Genomic DNA, 18,417 nt, shown 5'->3' on the forward strand with positions numbered 1-18,417 from the left:
AGGTTACCCACGTGTTACTCACCCGTCCGCCGCTAACATCCGGGAGCAAGCTCCCTTCTGTCCGCTCGACTTGCATGTATTAGGCACGCCGCCAGCGTTCGTCCTGAGCCAGGATCAAACTCTCCGAAAAAGTACAAAACCGAAGTTTTGTTTTTCGTCAGTGTTTGACTGACTACCTATGATGTATCATAGGATTTTTTTATAAAAACTCGAATTAACAGGTACGTTTTGTCTTGTTTAGTTTTCAAAGAACTTGTTTACCGCTTCAGAAGCGACTAGAACATCATACCATATTTAAATTGTTAATGTCAACAACTTTTTTGTTATAATGTTTTTTCGTTTCTTCGTCATCAGCGACGTATATTAATTTACCACCATACAGGATCAAAGTCAACAATATTTCTCATTAAATAATGAATTTTTCAATTACGACTAAAGCTGCTACGCCTGGGATGCCCAATAAACCACTGATTCCACTCGTTACAGGGTTAATAGAGACATGTAATCCTAGACTCTCTCCAAATAGATTGAGGCAAAATAAAAAAATAGCACCTGCCACAAACTTTACTCCGATCAGCCCTAACCATTTGAAGGGGTTCGCTTGAACACCTGACATAAACAACAATAGTACAGCTATCAAAATTGACCCGATTACAATAACAGGTTCCATAATCCTCTCATCTCCTCTTCATATGAATAGTACAAGCATATGAGAGGACTATGTAAAATAGACCTGCTATCTCCAGTTGTTTAAACGTAAATTCCTCTTTTTCGCTTCTCTTAGATAGAAAAAGTACTTCGCTTGAGCAAGCTTTAATTCGAATAGAATGTCCGGTGAAGGCTCAACGCTATTTGCGACAAGCTTTTTTTGTCTGTTCCATTCTTCCTTTTGCTTAAAAAGCTGTTGAATTAATTTCTCATCGAATTCTTTTCGAATTGATTTTCTGCGAAGAAAACCCATGTACCGTACTTCTCCTTCCTACATCTCACGTCTGCCTTCTAGAGCTTTAGACAGTGTGACTTCATCCGCATACTCTAAGTCTCCACCTACTGGAAGTCCGTGAGCAATGCGAGAGAGTTTAATTCCTGATGGTTTCAACAGTCTAGAGATATACATGGCTGTAGCCTCTCCTTCAATGTTTGGATTGGTTGCAAGGATCACCTCTGTCACTTGATCGTCTTGCAATCTTTTTAACAGGTCAGGAATTTTAATATCCTCTGGGCCAATTCCGTCCATCGGTGAAATGGCACCATGAAGCACATGGTATAAGCCGTTGTATTCTTTCATCTTTTCCATTGCGATCACATCTTTTGGGTCTTGCACTACACAGATAACAGATTGATCTCTTCTTGTATCTTCACAAATATAGCAAGGATCTTGGTCTGTGATATGGCCGCATACCGAACAATAAGTTAAATTACGCTTTGCATTAACAAGCGCCTTCGCGAAATCTAGTACGACATCTTCCTGCATACTAAGAACAAAAAAAGCCAGACGAACCGCAGTTTTCGGTCCGATTCCTGGCAATTTCATAAAGCTGTCAATCAGCTTTGATATTGGTTCAGGATATTGCATCTTCAGTTATTCCTCCTAGAATAAACCTGGCATGTTCATTCCTTTTGTGAATTGACCCATTGTTTCATTCGTTAACTCATCGACTTTTTTCAATGCGTCGTTTGTTGCTGCAAGTACAAGATCTTGAAGCATATCGATATCTTCTGGATCAACAACTTCTTCATTGATTGCTACATCAACAACTTCTTTTTGTCCATTTACTTTTACAGTGACCATACCGCCACCCGCTGTACCTTCAAGGACTTTTTCTGCAAGCTCTTCTTGAGCCTTAGCCATATCCTTTTGCATTTTTTGCATTTGTTTCATCATTTTTTGCATATTTCCCATTCCACCGCGCATATGAACACCACTCTCTTTCATTTTTATTAATCTTTAATTTCAATTAAATCGTTTCCTACTAACTTCTTTGCTTCTGCAATCAATGGATCCTCTTCAGCAGAAGTCCCCTGACCATCTGCCTGTTCATCCGGCTGATGATCTCTTAAAAATTCTTCTCTTATTTTACCCCATTGAGCGTCAGGAACGCCAACTAATTCCACTCTTTTTCCTAACATAGACTCTAATAGCTGCTCAAGGTTGGTTCGAACACCGCTTTTATCTTCGGCAACCATTTTACAGTGTATTTCAAACTTGAATTTTAAAACAAAGGCATGAGAAGCAGCAGCAACTGGTTCACTATCCGTTAATAGCGCAGCATGAGACACCTTATTCTGCTGTTTCAAGTGGGCAAGGAGTTCTCCCCATTTACCTTTAATTTTTTCTAGCTCTGGACGTTTTGCTTCTTTTAGAATCTCGTGAATTCGGCCGACAGGTGCACGGTATCCATTTTTGTTACTCGTTTGTGGTCGAGGTGCTTCCTTTTTTTCTTGAGGATGATGAGAATGAGACATTGGCACACCCTCAGCTCTTATCCTCGATAGCTCCTGTTCCAACCTGTCTATTTTATCCGTTAGCGCCGTTAAATCAGCGTTAGCATGAGCTTGTGTTATTCCAGCCGTTGATTGACATAGCTTGACAACAGCTACCTCAAAGAAAATCCTTGGATGATTCGTCCATTTCATTTCTTGGTGGCTTTTATTCAGCACTTCAATTGTTTCATATAGAAATTGAGGTGTCACACGATCCGAAAGCGTCACGAAATTTTCATCGACCTTTACCTTTTCAAGGACCCCCTCCAGATCTGGTGCCGTTTTATAAAGCAGCATATCTCTAAAGTAAAAGATCATGTCCTCTATTAATTTAGCAGCATCTTTTCCCTGCTGAAGTAATTCATTTAAGGTATCTAACGCTACAGCAATATTTTGATCAAAAATTGCTTCGGCTAGCTGACTAATGAAATGCTGAGAAACAGCTCCTGTAATGAGCAGCGCATCATCAATTGTCAGCTGCTCACCACTAAATGAGATCGCTTGATCTAAGAGGCTTAGTGCATCACGCATACCGCCATCAGCTGCACTAGCGATAATCTCGAGCGAGCCCTCTTGTACATTTAGGCTTTCTGCATCTACAATTTTCTTCATTCTTCCAACAATATCTTTTGTCGTGATTCGTTTAAAATCAAATCTCTGACAACGGGATATGATGGTAAGAGGAATCTTATGAGGCTCTGTGGTAGCCAAAATAAAGATACAATGAGCAGGCGGCTCCTCTAACGTTTTAAGGAGGGCATTAAATGCCCCGATAGAGAGCATATGTACTTCATCTATAATATAAACCTTATATGTAACCGCCGAAGGAGCAAATTTCACTTTATCACGTATATCACGGATTTCATCTACCCCGTTGTTTGAGGCAGCATCTATTTCAATCACGTCTGAAATCGAGCCGTTTGTAATCCCTTTACAGGCATCACATTCATTACAAGGTTCACTCACAGGTGACTTTTCACAGTTCACTGCCTTCGCAAAGATTTTGGCAGCACTAGTTTTACCTGTTCCTCTAGGACCTGAAAATAAGTAAGCATGAGAAAACTTCTTCTGCAAAAGGGCATTTTGCAACGTTTTTGTGATGTGTTCTTGTCCAACAACATCCTCAAAAACTTGAGGTCTGAACACTCGATACAAAGCTTGATAACTCACAAATACGCCCTCCTCCATTTATCATCTTTTTTATTATACATGATGCACCGATCAATTCAAAAGCACACCTTTATTTTCTAATAAACGAAAATGATGATTTCAACTATAGATATTCTACTTTCTATGAATCAAAAACGTGTTTTCTAGATTTTCGAATTGTTCTGCAACACCATGGAGAACTTTTGTTCCTATTGTGATTAATGGAAAAACAAAAAGACTCTAAAAAGGTTTTTTGCCTATTTGTATAAACAAAGCAGTTGAACTATTCTTTAAACAGCAACAAAAAACTCACCTAGATTAACTAGATGAGTTACATTTAATATTGATTTACCGTGCACCTTCTGTCGATTCGCTACCCCAAGCGTTACTTAAACAGTTAGCTCGGCCCAGGCAACCCTGCGGCACATGAGAGGTTTCACTTAATGCTGCTTCCTTCCGGACCTGACATGGTTCATGAATTCCCATTGCGCAGGACCAAGACGTCAACACCACTTATTTAAGGCAGACCTTGAAGTAAACGAACCTTGAGAAGGGATTCAGCCTCGCTAGAGCGGATTGCGAGTACAGGGCACCGCTACCTCCCCGCTTAGCACGGCAAAATGAATATTAAATTGTTAGTGACGCAGACATAAGTATACCTTCTTATAGCTGAAATTGCAAACGACATCCATTCATTAACTTTTGGCTTGTTTCTTTCGCTGACGGAGATTTCGGAAGAACTGACTTAACAGCTCACCGCACTCATTTTCAAGTACACCACCAATGACTTCAGACTGATGATTGAACCGTTCATCATCCAGTAAATTCATTAAAGTACCTGCACATCCACCTTTTGGATCGTATGCACCGAAAACGACCTTTTTCACTCTAGAAAGGACAATCGCTCCCGCACACATAGGACACGGTTCAAGCGTCACATAAAGTACAGCATCTTCTAAACGCCAGCTTCCAGTCGTTTTACACGCTTCATCAATAGCAAGTAATTCTGCATGTGCAATTGAACGCTGCTCTGTTTCCCTTAAATTATGAGCGCGGCTCACAATTTGGTCATCAACAACGATGATGGCACCGATTGGTACTTCTCCTATTTGTTCTGCTTTTAAGGCTTCAGAAATAGCTTCTTGCATAAACTGTTCATCTCTCGTCATAGCACGGCTCTCTTTTCATGTTTTTTAAAAGGATATTGAGGTTAACATATTAGCACAATCTTTTAAAGGGGGTCTTACTTTGTCAAAGCACCAAAAGGCACTGCTTATTATCGACATGATTAATAATTTTGATTTTGAAATGGGACATGTGCTCGCTGATAAAACAGAGCAAATGACCAATAAGATTTTAGCGCTTAAAGATCATGCTTTCAAGGAAAATTGGCCAATCATCTATATCAACGACCACTATGGTCTCTGGAAGGCTGATATACAAGCTGTGATGGAAACATGCAAAAACGAAAGAAGCGCCCCTATTTTAGAGAAAATGGCACCATCTAAAGATGATTACTTCTTAATTAAACCGAAGCATTCTGCCTTCTACGGAACTGCATTAGAGACACTCTTAAATGAATTAGGTGTGCAAGACATTATTTTGACCGGAATTGCAGGAAACATTTGTGTTCTGTTCACTGCAAATGACGCATACATGCGAGAATACAACTTAATTGTACCTAAAGATTGTATCGCATCAAATGACGACAGAGACAACGAATATGCTTTAACGATGATGGAGAACGTTCTACTAGCAAAAATCACCTCTGCTAAAGAGATCACGTATGAAAATCAAACATGATTTATCCATAACCCTCATAAATTGTTAGCAATAACAAAGGGGGCGTTGACTATTCAAATTTATGTTGTCAAAAGAGGAGATACTTTAAACGAAATTGCCATGCGTTTTAAAACAACAGTCAATGAAATCATCCGTACCAACGATATTGAAACACCAAATCAACTCGTCATTGGACAAACAATTGTCATTCCAATTAGAGGACAATTTTATGAGGTCAAACAAAATGACACACTTTATCAAATTGGGAGACGATTTCGAATTTCAGTGGAGGAGTTGGCACGTGTGAATAGAATACGGCCTGAAGCGATACTTCCTATACGTTTCTTGCTCTATATTCCTCAAAGACCAAAAAGGAACATTAATTCAAATGCTTACATTGAACCACGGGGAAATCAAGTCAGTGAAAACTTAAAACAAGCAGCTAGAGAAGCCTCTCCATATTTAACCCATTTAGGCGCCTTTAGTTTCCAAGCGCAAAGAGACGGAACACTGAAAGAACCACCGTTAGATCAGCTACCTCAAATAGCCGCTCAGAGCAGAACCGTTTTATCCATGGTGGTGACAAACCTAGAGAATGATAAATTCAGTGATGAACTTGGGCGAATTCTTTTGAATAACCAATCTGTCAAAGCCACATTTTTAAATGAAATCGTTCGTGTTGCTAAAAAGTATCAATTAAAAGAAATCCATTTTGATTTTGAATATTTACGTCCCGCTGATAAAGATGCTTACATTCAATTTTTAAGAGAGGCAACAACCCGCTTCCATCAAGAAGGATGGACAATATCTGTTGCACTTGCCCCTAAAACAAGTAGTCAGCAAAAGGGAAAATGGTATGAAGCTCATGACTATGAAGCCATCGGGAAGATCGTCGATCATGTTGTGTTAATGACCTATGAATGGGGATACAGCGGCGGCCCTGCACAAGCTGTCTCTCCCATTGGACCTGTCCGCCAAGTCATTGAATATGCACTGACCGTCATGCCGGCCAATAAAATTGTTATGGGGCAGAATTTATATGGCTATGATTGGACGCTTCCTTACGTCCAGGGCGGCCCCATTGCTAAAGCCGTCAGTCCTCAACAAGCGATTGCAATTGCCAGAGAGAATAATGCCTCCATTCTATACGACGAAACAGCACAAGCACCTTATTTTCGTTACACAGATGCCACTAATAAAGAGCATGAGGTATGGTTCGAAGACGCTAGATCGATTCAAGCAAAGTTCAATCTCATCAAAGAGTTAAACTTGAACGGAATTGCTTATTGGAAATTAGGTCTATCCTTCCCACAAAATTGGCTCTTATTATCAGATCAATTTAATATTGAAAAAAGAACGACATCGTAACCCATTCGCTCTATCTCTCGGAAGGGGTATGGTACAATATACATTGGTTTGACAACTTTATAGATAGAGGAGAACGCCTATGTATCCTGCCCCTTTTATTGCAGTGGAAGGCCCAATTGGAGCCGGAAAAACAACTTTGGCTACAATGCTTGCGAAGGAATTTCAATTTCCTTTAGTAAAAGAGATTGTAGAAGAAAATCCATTCTTAGATAAATTTTATGAAGATATGGAACAATGGAGCTTTCAGCTTGAGATGTTCTTTTTATGCAATCGGGTCAAACAGTTAGAATCTATTGAAGAAAACTATGTGAGTCAACAGCAGCCGATTGTCACTGATTATCATGTCTATAAAAATATGATATTTGCAGAAAGAACATTATCAAAAAAGCACATGGACAAATACAGAAAGATCTATCACTTGCTAACAGATGACCTTCCTAAACCAAATGCTATCATCTATATAAAAGCCAGCCTTCCTACCTTACTTGAAAGAATACAGATGAGGGGACGCTCTTTTGAAGAAGACATCGACCCAGCTTATTTAAAAACACTCATTGAAGATTATGAGCTGGCCATTGAACATTTAAAACAGACTGACCCAGGGCTTCCTATCATTACAATTGAAGGAGATCATACAGACTTCGTTTCCTCACAGCAAGATTACCAGCAAATTGTACAGAACATAAAGGAGCAAGTACTATGAACAATATCGAAATACCAAAGGATGCAGTGATCACAATCGCCGGGACTGTTGGTGTTGGAAAATCCACTATGACTAAAACGATAGCGGACAAGCTAGGCTTTCAAACCTCTCTTGAAAAAGTAGATGACAACCCATACTTAGAGCCCTTTTATTCAGATTTCCAAAGATGGAGCTTCCATTTACAGGTCTATTTCCTAGCCGAGCGTTTTAAGGAACAAAAGCGGATTTTTGAATCTGGTGGAGGATATGTGCAAGATCGTTCAATTTATGAGGACACAGGCATTTTCGCGAAAATGCATGCGGACAAAGGTACGATGTCTGAAGTAGATTATGAAACGTATACGAGTCTATTCGAGGCGATGGTGATGACACCTTACTTCCCTCACCCTGATGTACTCATCTATTTACACGGGGATTTAGATCATATTTTGAATCGTATTGAAGAACGCGGCAGAGAGATGGAAACTCAAACTGATCGAGCCTATTGGGAAGAAATGTACACTCGATATACGGAATGGATCGAACAATTCGATTTATGCCCAGTGATTAAAATTAACATTGAAGATTACGACTTACTTCATGATGAAAGCTCACTTGAACCCATTCTTCATGAAATTGCTTCTGTTATACAAAAAAATCGCTCTAAAACAAAATAAAAAAAACCGCTGCATTTCGCGAATGCAGCGGTTTGACAATTCCAATTTTTATGCTTGCGTTTTAATTCAACTAAGGTAAAAAATCAATATGGCGGAGGAAGAGGGATTCGAACCCCCGCGGGCTTTGACACCCCTGTCGGTTTTCAAGACCGATCCCTTCAGCCGGACTTGGGTATTCCTCCGTATCGACAAGAATTAATATACCATATCATTTTAATTCAAGTCAACATCTTTTCGAAAAAAATTTCAATAAGTTGTTTTGGTATGAGAATCTGCCCATAAAAAAGCAGCCATTAACGGCTGCTCTTGATCTATTTTGTATCCTGTCTAATCTCTTCAATAAACTGATTCATCTCTTCTTTAAACTCATTTAATGATTCAATAATTTTCGTAAAGTCTGTCACTTGTTTGGCTTGTTCATTTGTTGAGCTGCTGATTTGTGAGATGTTTTCAGACAAAGTGCTAATACTGTCTTGGATTTCCTTTAAGAAGGTATTAATGGTTTCAGCCGCTTCCTTTGAGCCATCTGATAATTTACGAACTTCATCAGCTACGACAGCAAACCCTTTTCCATTCTCGCCTGCTCTTGCTGCTTCAATTGCAGCATTTAGACCTAGCAAGTTTGTTTGTCTAGCGATCCCGCCAATGGTTTTGACGACTTCTTCAATATTTGCAGATTTCTCTTCCGCTCTTCCTGCCTGTTCGCTTATTTCTAAACTTGTGGCAGCCAGCTCTTGTGAATGCGCAGCAATTTGCTCGATTCCACCTTGGAGTTCTTTCGCTACATCATTGATATGCTCCATATAACCGCTTAATTTCTTTTCACGATGATGTGAAAATGCCACTAAAAAAGATCCAATTACTTTTCTATCTTCATCAAAAATCGGGTAACCTTTTACAGCAATTTCATAACCATATAAAGACTCTGGTAAATGACCATCATATTCTTGTCCTCTTAATGTCGTCGCCACGTTTTGGTCTTCTGGGTTCAATGGGTCCCCAACTTTCACGCCAAAATCTATTGTGTTAGACGGGTAGTAACAAAGCACCTTCTCTGTATCAGTGATGCCGAAAAGAATACTTTCATCTAGAACTTTTCTAATTAATTGAGCCATTTCAACATAATAGTCAAGCCTATTCAAGGTTATTCCTTCTTTCCTAGAAGCTTTTATTTTTTTATCGGCTAAATTTAGGAAAACTGTAGGACTTTTGGTAAAAAGAAATAAGATGCCATAGCGGCATCTTATTTCATCACTTCTTTATTTCCCATATAAGGACGCAGTACTTCAGGAATAATTACTGTGCCGTCCTCTTGTTGATAGTTTTCTAAAATGGCCGCCACGGTTCTTCCTACTGCTAAACCAGATCCATTTAACGTGTGGACATGCTCTGGCTTCGCTTTAGGCTCTGGACGGAATCGAATGTTTGCGCGTCTTGCTTGGAATGCTTCGAAGTTACTGCAAGAAGAAATTTCACGATACGTATCTTGGCTCGGAATCCATACTTCGATGTCGTATTTCTTCGCAGCCGTGAAGCCTAAATCTCCCGTACACATGCTCATGACACGGTATGGCAGGTTTAATAGCTGTAGGACTTTTTCTGCTTGATTTGTTAGTTTCTCTAATTCTTCATAAGAATCTTCAGGTCTAACAAATTTCACAAGCTCTACCTTATTAAATTGGTGCTGACGGATGAGTCCGCGTGTATCTCTTCCGGCAGATCCAGCCTCTGATCTAAAGCAAGCACTGAATGCTGCATAATTGATTGGCAACTGTTCCCCTTCAAGGATTTCGTCACGGTGCATGTTGGTAATCGGCACTTCAGCTGTTGGAATGAGGAAATAATCTTCTTCTCGGATTTTAAAGGCATCCTCTTCGAATTTTGGAAGCTGCCCAGTCCCTGTCATGCTAGCTCTATTGACCATGTAAGGTGGGAGCACTTCAGTAAAACCAAACTCATCGACATGTAGATCGAGCATAAAGTTATATAGTGCGCGCTCTAAGCGTGCGCCAAGCCCTTTATAAAAAACGAATCGGCTTCCTGTGACTTTTCCTGCGCGTTCAAAATCAAGAATGTTTAGCTCATCCGCTACATCCCAATGTGGTTTTGGCTCAAATGAGAAGGCCGGCTGTTCGCCCCATTTTCTCACTTCCACGTTGTCATCTTCTGTTTCCCCAACCGGTACAGTGTCATGAGGGATATTCGGAATAGAGAAGAGGATGTGCTGCAAGCTTTCTTCTACTGTTCTTAGCTCATCATCCAGCTTTTTAATCTCATCTCCTACCTCACGCATTTCTTGAATAATGTGATCGGCATCTTTCTTTTCTCTTTTTAGAACGGCCACTTGCTGTGATACTTCATTTCTTCGGCTCTTTAATTCTTCTGTTTTCCCGATTAGTTCTCTTCTTTTTTGATCCAGTTCACCAAACTTATCAAAATCCGCTAAATCTTCGCCTCGGTGTGCTAATTTTTCTTTGATTTGATCAAAGTCCGTGCGCAGTTGTTTAATATCCAGCATGTGTAACACTCCTTTTTTTATCGAAAAATAAAAAGAGCCCTCATCCCATGAAAGGGACGAGAGCTCTCGCGTTGCCACCCTGATTGAAAACATGCAGAAGCATGCTTTCCTCTTTCCTCTGTAACGGTATCACCGTAAATGCTTACTTCTCGTGTTTCAGCATTTCGCTCAAGGATGGATTCAGACTGCATCTTTCACCGATTCGCACCAACCATCGGCTCTCTGAGAAAGAGGGGCTTCTTACTATTTCCCGTCAACGCTTTTTCGATCTTTGATTGTGATTTTAATGTACTATAAGTTTTATCTCTTTTCAACCGTTTTATACAGCGAGCTTCGTTTTGTAAGACTTCACCATTTCAACAAACAGCTGTGTTAACCGGTGATCGTCTGTCAGCTCTGGATGAAAAGAACAGCCTAAGATATTGTTTTCTTTAGCCATCACAATCCTGCCATCATATTCAGCCATGATTTCTACGCTCACATCTGCGCTGATGATATGAGGCGCACGGATGAACACCCCTGTAAACGGCGCATCCAGCCCTTTTACTTCTAGATCTGCTTCAAAGCTGTCTACCTGTCTGCCAAATGAATTCCGTGCAACAGATACATTTAACAATCCAAGATGGGCATCTTCTCGATCTTCAATATATTTTGCCAGCATAATCAAACCGGCACATGTCCCGAAAATCGGTTTCCCTTCTGCAGCGAACGCTTTAATCGGTTCAATGAATTGGTACGTATCCATGAGTCTCCTCATCGTCGTGCTTTCTCCACCAGGGATAATAAGACCGTCAACGGATGCTAGCTCTTCTGCTCGTTTAATGATCTTACCTTCTGCATCGCAGGCTTCAATCGATTGAATATGCTCTCTCACGGCTCCTTGAAGCCCTAGTACACCAATTGTTAGCATGTTCATTTGCGCTCCCTTAATTACCAGCCACGCTCTTGCATACGCTCTTCTGGCAGTAGATTTGAGATTTCAATTCCTTTCATGGCTGTTCCAAGCTCTTTTGAAAGTTCTGCAATGAGACGGTAATCTGTGAAGTGAGTCGTTGCTTCAACAATCGCTTTTGCAAATTTCGCCGGATTGTCTGATTTAAAAATACCAGATCCAACAAATACACCGTCTGCTCCAAGCTGCATCATTAACGCAGCATCTGCTGGTGTCGCAACGCCTCCAGCTGCAAAGTTAACAACTGGGAGCTTGCCGTCTTTTTTGATTTGAAGCAATAATTCATAAGGTGCTCCTAGGTTCTTGGCTTCTGTCATCAGTTCATCTTCACTCATTGCTGCTACTTTACGAATCTGAGCATTGACCTTTCTCATATGACGGACAGCTTCTACAATGTTGCCTGTCCCAGGTTCCCCTTTCGTACGAAGCATCGAAGCGCCTTCTGCGATACGGCGGGTTGCTTCACCTAAGTCACGGCAACCACAGACAAAAGGTACTGTGTATTCATTTTTATTTAAATGGAATTCCTCATCTGCGGGCGTCAGCACTTCACTCTCATCGATATAATCAACACCAAGTGCTTCAAGAACACGAGCCTCGACGATGTGGCCGATACGTGCTTTTGCCATGACTGGAATCGTTACAGCATTTTGTACTTCCTCTACGATTCTTGGGTCTGCCATACGGGCTACACCGCCGGCTGCACGGATATCAGCTGGTACTCGTTCTAGTGCCATAACTGCCACCGCACCTGCTTCTTCTGCGATCTTTGCCTGTTCAGCATTGACGACATCCATAATGACGCCACCCTTTTGCATTTCTGCCATTCCACGTTTCACTCGTTCAGTTCCCTTATTGCTCACAATAGTTTCCTCCCATTTGTCAATTCGATTGATTTACCTCTTTATCATACAAGCGAGACAGTATAACAATAAAGAGAATAGTATAACAATTCAATCAGCCGACAAAAAAGCCTAAACCCTTGTATATAAACGATTTCTGGCTAAAAATAAGTCATTTTTTCTTTGAAGTGTGATTTACATGCTATAATGCAACTATAACAATTCAAATTCATGTATAACAATTTTGCACTCAATGGAGGTTGCTCATGCATATTGATATCCATCGACATTCTGATACATCGCTTTCGAATCAGATTTACTTTTCGATCATCGATCATATCCAATCGGGTTTGCTTCAGCAGGGAGATAAGCTGCCAACTGTACGTGATTTAGCAAAGCAGCTGAATGTGAGTCTTGTCACGGCAGCAAAGGCATACACACGGCTGAAGGACGACGGATATTTAACGACTGTGCAAGGTAAAGGGACGTTTGTGGATGAGCTGCAAAAGCAGTCAGATATTCCGGTTCCGTCATCTACCTCTTTTGATTGGCAGTTATCCATTCCGGATTATTTACCACGGTCTCAATTTGCTCAGTATCACTATGTCGAAGAAGCGATCAACCTTTCTTCCTCTATGATTGATCCAGGGCTTTTGCCAAACCGGTATTTAGAAAAAGAAATGCAGCATGTACTAGCCAGACATCCTCAAATCATGTCGAAGTATGGGGAAATTCAAGGGGATCTTCAGCTTAGGCAAGTCATTCAGTCTTTTTTAGAAAAGCTGGGTGTGCCTTCTACTCCTGAAAATATCCTTGTAACTAGTGGTTCTCAGCAAGGGCTTGATTTGGTCGCACGTGCGTTTATCGGTCCTGATGATGTAGTTGTCATGGAAGCACCGACTTATCCAGGCGCCATTGATGTCTTTATGGGCAGAGGGGCAAGAATTATTACAGTCCCTGTTGATCATGAAGGCATGAACATGAAGCAGCTTCAAAGTATTTGTGATAAATATAAACCAAAGCTCATCTACACGATTCCTACTTTTCACAGTCCGACAGGAGCCAGTATGTCAATGAAACGCAGAAAACAACTTCTCTTACTGGCTCAAAGTATTGATTGTCTCATTGTAGAGGATGATCCTTATCGTGAGCTTTATTTCGAAAAGAAGCCGCCAGCACCTATCAAAAGTCTTGATCATGATGGACACGTCATTTATTTGCGAGGATTAAGTAAAACACTGGCTCCAGGATGCAGAATTGGGATTATCACCGCCTCAGGCTCGATATTTAATCGTTTATTAGCTGCAAAGGCCAATAATGATTTAGGCAGCCCTCTTCTCACACAAAAAGCCATTCTGCCATTTCTGACTTCGAAGAAGATGATTGATCATACGAAAAAGCTGAGAACCGCCTTGAAGGTGAGACGTGATTTAATGATAGATGTATTAACGAAGCATGCACCAAAAGATGTGACGTGGCAAATTCCTCAGGGCGGGCTCAATTTATGGCTTAGCTTTCCTTCCTGGGTCGATACACGTGCACTGCTGCATGAGGCACGTAAGCAGCAAATTACCTTTCTGCCTGGCTCTGTGTGCTATCCTGGAGAGCCGAAGCAAAACTATATCCGCCTCAGCTTTTCTTATGTGAATGAAAAAGCACTGACCGAGGGCGTGGAAAAGTTATGTGGTATTTTTCAGCAAGCCTTGTCCACTCCTCAAAATCAAAAACAATCGCTTTTCTTTTAACGATAAAAAAACTGCTCTCTATGCATGAGAGCAGTTTTTTATTAGAACCAACCTTTTACTGTGTCAACGATTCCGCCCCAAATGCCAGCGAAGAATCCACCTACACTACGCATTGCAAGGATGAACCAGTTTGCTTTTTCATCGCCTGTTTTCGTTATAAGCTCAACACCTGATTGATCTTTATTCAAATAGCCGTAGTCCTTCTCATCACCAGAATAAGAAGTCGTCAGCATGCCAACCTTCGTTCCTTTTTTAATAGGAGCTTCTAGTTTCTTTTTCTCGATATTTACTTTTGCTTTAAAGCTCTTTTCGTCGCCATTTTTTACTGGCACAGAGAAAGCTTCTTTCGTGACGACAGGTACTTCTTTGTCTTTGCCTTTATCGACTTCGATGTTTTCATGTCCTTTGATCTGTTGACCTTTTTTGTACATTTCTTTCATCGTGAAGTTTTTAAATGCATAGTCGAACAGTTTTTTCGCCACGTCGAAACGTGCTGTATGAAGATTACCTTTTGCATTCAAGATCACAGCAATGACACGCATGTCACCTTGTTTAGCGGTACCTGTGAAGCTAGAACCAGCTGAATCCGTAGAGCCTGTTTTCAGACCGTCTACACCTTCATATTCCTTCACAAGTCCTTTAAGCATGAAGTTCCAGTTAGGCATGTCCATTTCATCGTCTGTGCCTTCTCTGAACTTTGTTTTCGCGATACTTGATGTTTCAAGAATTTCTGGATGGTCTTTGATGAGATGCTGTGCAAGCAATGCCATATCTTTCGCAGATACTTCACTTTCTTCATCAGGACCTGTACCTTTTGGCTGTTTGCCATGTAAATCTTTATTTTCTAGTCCAGTTGCATTCACGAATTTGTAGTTAGTTAAACCAAGTTCTTTCGCTTTTGCGTTCATTTTTTCAACGAACTTCGATTCTGATCCAGCGATCACTTCTGCTAAGCCAATCGCTGCTGCATTTGCCGAATAAATAGCCGTTGCTTGATAAAGTTCTTTCACTGTATACGAGCCATCTTTTCTCAAAGGAACGTTTGATAAACTGCGGTCCTGAGAAATTTCGTATACATAATCATCTGGCGTATACGTTTGATCCCATTTCACTTTGCCTTCAGCAATCGCCTCTAGTAATAGATACTCTGTCATCATCTTTGCCATACTTGCAATAGGCAGTCTTTGTTCTGCGTTTTTACTATAAAGAATTTTACCTGTAGAAGCTTCAATTAGGATTGCTGCTTTCGCATTCACATTGAATGGATCTTCAGCTGCTTTTGCTTTGGACATTGGTGTAAATGCTGTCACAATCAATGCCAGTGCAAGGATAGAGACCATAAGCTGTTTCAACATCTTGCTGTTCAATCGTCATACCTCCGTATTCATCTTTTTTCGACGTATTTCATATATATTTAATCCACAAGGGCTTATTTCAACACAACAGTATAAATTTTATCACAATAAAGACAAAAAAAATAGACAGAGTCATAGACCCTGTCAAATGTAATTTGATTGTCACAATTTATCAAGAAATTGTGTAGTTTGGTGATTCTTTTGTAATTTGTACATCATGTGGATGACTCTCACGAAGTCCTGCACCAGTCATGCGAATGAACTGTGCATCTTCTCTAAGTGAGCGTAAGTCCTGTGTTCCACAATAGCCCATACCAGAACGGATACCGCCAACGAGTTGATACACTGTATCAACGACTGGCCCTTTGTATGGTGTACGGCCTTCAATACCTTCTGGAACGAATTTTTTATTATCTTCTTGGAAGTAACGATCTTTACTTCCTTTTTCCATTGCAGCGACTGAACCCATACCGCGATAAACTTTGAAGCGTCTACCTTGGAAAATTTCTGTGTCTCCTGGGCTTTCAGATGTACCAGCTAGAAGGCTTCCAAGCATTACAGCATGTCCACCAGATGCTAGAGCTTTTACGATATCACCTGAATATTTAATTCCACCATCTGCAATAATAGCTTTACCATGTTTTCTTGCTTCTGTTGCACAGTCATAGATTGCTGTGATTTGTGGTACACCAACACCTGCAACAACACGTGTTGTACAAATAGACCCTGGTCCGATACCGACTTTCACAATATCTGCTCCTGCTTCAAATAATGCTTTAGTTGCTTCGGCTGTTGCAACATTACCAGCAATGATATTAAGAGAAGGATACGTTTCACGGATTTTCGATACAGTGTTAAGAACACCTTGTGAATGACCATGTGCAGTATCAATGACAACGACATCCACATTGGCTTCGACTAATTTTCTCACACGAGTCATTGTATCGCCAGTGACACCAACAGCAGCACCAACAATTAAACGGCCATGTGCATCTTTAGAGGAGTTAGGGAATTCGATCACTTTTTCAATATCTTTGATGGTGATGAGACCTTTTAACGTTCCTTCGTCATCTAAAAGAGGTAATTTTTCAATTTTATATTGCTGTAGGATTTTTTCAGCTTCTTCTAACGTCGTACCTACAGAAGCTGTCACAAGTTCCTCTTTTGTCATCACGTCGCTAATCTTCATTGAATAATCCGAAATAAAACGAAGGTCACGGTTCGTAATAATACCAACAAGCTTTTGATCTTCTTCGTTATTTACAATCGGTACACCTGAAATACGGTATTTACCCATTAGGTGCTCTGCATCAAATACTTGATGCTCAGGTGTTAAGAAGAATGGATTTGTAATAACGCCGCGCTCTGAACGTTTTACTTTATCCACTTGTTCTGCTTGTTGCTCAATAGACATGTTCTTATGAATGATACCAAGACCACCTTGACGTGCCATTGCAATCGCCATTTGTGATTCCGTCACCGTGTCCATTCCTGCACTGATAATTGGAATGTTTAGTTTTAATGTGCTTGTTAACTCAACTGATAAATCGACATCACGCGGAAGTACTTCAGACTTAGCTGGAACAAGCAAAACATCGTCAAACGTCAAACCTTCTTTTGAAAATTTACTTTCCCACATTAGTAAATCCCCCTCTTTTCGGCAAAATATTATATGTAGATTATCAACTAGGAAACAGCATGTCAAGGAAGCAACAAACAGTTGCAATTTTTAGAAAATATAAAGAGAGTTGAGGAAGAAGATGAAAAGTTCAGGATGGAAGGATTTAAAACGTTTTTACTCACTCGAAACTTCCCAAAAGTTTCTATATCAACAATATGAGAAACGGAGCATTCAAGATGCAAACCAGCAAGCCTATAAAAACTGTGAACGGTTTATTTACTTTTTAAAGCATGGCCATACGTTCTATGAACAGGCAGCTATCGCTCCACTCGAACTGAAGCCCATTTTATTATTTTATGGAATGGCTCAGTTGCTAAAGGCATGTTTACTGACAGTTGATCCTCACTATCCTTCTCAAACCTCTGTTTTGGCCCATGGCGTAACATCGAGAAAGAGAAAGAAACAGCATTACCGCTTTAGTGAAGATGAAGTGAAAATTCAGCGAAATGGACTATGCATGCATGTGTTAAAGCATCTATTTCATTTAAATGGTCTTGAAGATGAGCGATTTACGATGATTCATCTCCTTTCAAAGATACCTGAAATGAGTCATATTCTGGAGTTTCAAAAGCAGCCCTCGACATTAGTTAAAGTGGAAAAGGTTAATGGGATGATGATTCAAGATCATATTCCATTGCTTTATAACATGTCTGCTGAACGCTTTATTGAATACTTTGAGTTCCATACAAGTTGGAAACTCAAGCAAAGAGAAGCCAAAAAGCTGACGTTTGATGTAGCTCTAGAAGAAAATCCAGCGCTCGCTACTCATCTTCATTATGATTTAGAAATGGATCAATGGTTTATTCCGTCAACTCGTGATTCATTTTTAGGGATTCCTGAGATCATCAGCCATTACTTATTAATGTATAACCTCAGTATGATTGCCCGCTACGAAACTGAATGGTGGTACGAGCTGCTGTCTCAATACATTAGTGATGATTATGTCATGATTGAACGCTATATGGAGATTGCCGAAGAGAAGTTCCCAGCTTATATCATGATGCTGTTAGAAGAAAACACAAAAAAGACCAGTTCCGTATGGAACTGATCCTTAGAAAAGCTTGGCGGCGTCCTACTCTCACAGGGGGAGACCCCCAACTACCATCGGCGCTGAAGAGCTTAACTTCCGTGTTCGGTATGGGAACGGGTGTGACCTCTTCGCTATCGCCACCAAACCTGATG

At 40.5% G+C, this 18,417-nt stretch carries 17 protein-coding genes, 1 tRNA gene, 2 rRNA genes, 1 other RNA gene, 1 pseudogene and 1 other annotated feature; of the genes and pseudogenes, 6 read left to right on the forward strand and 16 right to left on the reverse strand.

What is annotated here, in order from left to right; all coding sequences use genetic code 11:
- The 8 genes from C6344_RS18525 to tadA all read right to left on the reverse strand — a co-directional run.
- Window positions 1-130, reverse strand: a 16S ribosomal RNA gene (locus C6344_RS18525); the annotation flags it as partial.
- Window positions 131-406: 276 nt separating this feature from the next.
- Window positions 407-670, reverse strand: coding sequence for a pro-sigmaK processing inhibitor BofA family protein (locus C6344_RS18530; protein WP_060595643.1), 264 nt, complete (start codon window positions 668-670; stop codon window positions 407-409).
- A 66-nt stretch (window positions 671-736) separates the two neighbouring features.
- On the reverse strand, window positions 737-961 hold the full coding sequence (locus tag C6344_RS18535) for a YaaL family protein (protein ID WP_003218088.1): 225 nt from the start codon (window positions 959-961) through the stop codon (window positions 737-739).
- A gap of 18 nt (window positions 962-979) precedes the next feature.
- Complete coding sequence (gene recR, locus C6344_RS18540) at window positions 980-1,576, reverse strand: recombination protein RecR (RefSeq protein WP_003218094.1); 597 nt, start codon at window positions 1,574-1,576, stop codon at window positions 980-982.
- 15 nt (window positions 1,577-1,591) lie between these two features.
- On the reverse strand, window positions 1,592-1,915 hold the full coding sequence (locus C6344_RS18545) for a YbaB/EbfC family nucleoid-associated protein (protein ID WP_008342011.1): 324 nt from the start codon (window positions 1,913-1,915) through the stop codon (window positions 1,592-1,594).
- Between the two features lie 26 nt (window positions 1,916-1,941).
- Window positions 1,942-3,654 (reverse strand): DNA polymerase III subunit gamma/tau, encoded by a 1,713-nt coding sequence (dnaX, locus tag C6344_RS18550; protein ID WP_034666087.1) that lies wholly within the window; start codon window positions 3,652-3,654, stop codon window positions 1,942-1,944.
- A gap of 330 nt (window positions 3,655-3,984) precedes the next feature.
- Window positions 3,985-4,249, reverse strand: an RNA gene (gene ffs, locus C6344_RS18555) — signal recognition particle sRNA large type.
- 79 nt (window positions 4,250-4,328) lie between these two features.
- Complete coding sequence (gene tadA / locus C6344_RS18560; RefSeq protein WP_106048787.1) at window positions 4,329-4,802, reverse strand: tRNA adenosine(34) deaminase TadA; 474 nt, start codon at window positions 4,800-4,802, stop codon at window positions 4,329-4,331.
- A 79-nt stretch (window positions 4,803-4,881) separates the two neighbouring features.
- Between tadA and C6344_RS18565 the strand changes: the two genes are divergently transcribed.
- From C6344_RS18565 to C6344_RS18580, 4 genes are all read left to right on the forward strand, one after another.
- Entirely contained in the window at window positions 4,882-5,436 is a 555-nt protein-coding gene (locus C6344_RS18565; RefSeq protein WP_060595641.1) for a cysteine hydrolase family protein, read from the forward strand.
- A 99-nt stretch (window positions 5,437-5,535) separates the two neighbouring features.
- Window positions 5,536-6,783, forward strand: coding sequence for a glycosyl hydrolase family 18 protein (locus C6344_RS18570; RefSeq protein ID WP_248065160.1), 1,248 nt, complete (start codon window positions 5,536-5,538; stop codon window positions 6,781-6,783).
- Window positions 6,784-6,862: 79 nt separating this feature from the next.
- The gene (locus C6344_RS18575) at window positions 6,863-7,486 is read left to right on the forward strand and encodes a deoxynucleoside kinase (protein ID WP_034666096.1); all 624 of its coding nucleotides are present in this window, start codon (window positions 6,863-6,865) and stop codon (window positions 7,484-7,486) included.
- Window positions 7,483-8,142: a deoxynucleoside kinase gene (locus tag C6344_RS18580; protein ID WP_060595639.1), complete on the forward strand. Its 660-nt coding sequence runs from the start codon at window positions 7,483-7,485 to the stop codon at window positions 8,140-8,142. The genes C6344_RS18575 and C6344_RS18580 overlap by 4 nt, the downstream gene beginning before the upstream one ends.
- An 89-nt stretch (window positions 8,143-8,231) precedes the next feature.
- Here C6344_RS18580 and C6344_RS18585 read toward each other — a convergent pair.
- The 5 genes and pseudogenes from C6344_RS18585 to pdxS all read right to left on the reverse strand — a co-directional run bounded on the left by C6344_RS18585 (window position 8,232) and on the right by pdxS (window position 12,475).
- A tRNA-Ser gene (locus tag C6344_RS18585) sits at window positions 8,232-8,324 on the reverse strand.
- A 129-nt stretch (window positions 8,325-8,453) separates the two neighbouring features.
- Window positions 8,454-8,789, reverse strand: a pseudogene (locus C6344_RS19275) (methyl-accepting chemotaxis protein); the annotation flags it as partial.
- Between the two features lie 596 nt (window positions 8,790-9,385).
- Window positions 9,386-10,660, reverse strand: coding sequence for a serine--tRNA ligase (serS, locus tag C6344_RS18595; protein WP_060595637.1), 1,275 nt, complete (start codon window positions 10,658-10,660; stop codon window positions 9,386-9,388).
- 49 nt (window positions 10,661-10,709) lie between these two features.
- Window positions 10,710-10,926 (reverse strand) — a binding site (T-box leader).
- Between the two features lie 53 nt (window positions 10,927-10,979).
- Window positions 10,980-11,570, reverse strand: a complete 591-nt coding sequence (gene pdxT / locus C6344_RS18600) for a pyridoxal 5'-phosphate synthase glutaminase subunit PdxT (RefSeq protein WP_106071962.1) — start codon at window positions 11,568-11,570, stop codon at window positions 10,980-10,982.
- Window positions 11,571-11,590: 20 nt separating this feature from the next.
- A complete protein-coding gene (gene pdxS, locus C6344_RS18605; RefSeq protein WP_034666107.1) occupies window positions 11,591-12,475 on the reverse strand; it encodes a pyridoxal 5'-phosphate synthase lyase subunit PdxS in 885 nt (294 codons plus the stop codon).
- Window positions 12,476-12,720: 245 nt separating this feature from the next.
- On the opposite strand from pdxS, the gene pdxR reads away from it, so the two are divergent.
- On the forward strand, window positions 12,721-14,199 hold the full coding sequence (gene pdxR / locus C6344_RS18610) for a MocR-like pyridoxine biosynthesis transcription factor PdxR (RefSeq protein ID WP_034666110.1): 1,479 nt from the start codon (window positions 12,721-12,723) through the stop codon (window positions 14,197-14,199).
- A gap of 41 nt (window positions 14,200-14,240) precedes the next feature.
- On the opposite strand, the gene C6344_RS18615 is transcribed toward pdxR, so the two are convergent.
- Together C6344_RS18615 and guaB are read right to left on the reverse strand one after the other, a co-directional pair.
- Window positions 14,241-15,566, reverse strand: a complete 1,326-nt coding sequence (locus C6344_RS18615; RefSeq protein ID WP_034666113.1) for a D-alanyl-D-alanine carboxypeptidase family protein — start codon at window positions 15,564-15,566, stop codon at window positions 14,241-14,243.
- 160 nt (window positions 15,567-15,726) lie between these two features.
- Window positions 15,727-17,193, reverse strand: coding sequence for an IMP dehydrogenase (guaB, locus tag C6344_RS18620; RefSeq protein WP_034666116.1), 1,467 nt, complete (start codon window positions 17,191-17,193; stop codon window positions 15,727-15,729).
- Window positions 17,194-17,314: 121 nt separating this feature from the next.
- Between guaB and C6344_RS18625 the strand changes: the two genes are divergently transcribed.
- Window positions 17,315-18,283 (forward strand): YaaC family protein, encoded by a 969-nt coding sequence (locus tag C6344_RS18625; RefSeq protein ID WP_060595635.1) that lies wholly within the window; start codon window positions 17,315-17,317, stop codon window positions 18,281-18,283.
- Window positions 18,284-18,294: 11 nt separating this feature from the next.
- Here C6344_RS18625 and rrf read toward each other — a convergent pair.
- Window positions 18,295-18,410 (reverse strand): 5S ribosomal RNA (rrf, locus tag C6344_RS18630).
- Between the last annotated feature and the right edge of the window lie 7 nt (window positions 18,411-18,417).

Origin of the sequence: Bacillus sp. GBSW19 (genome assembly GCF_002998655.1) — a bacterium.
In the GTDB taxonomy this organism is placed as follows: domain Bacteria; phylum Bacillota; class Bacilli; order Bacillales; family Bacillaceae; genus Bacillus.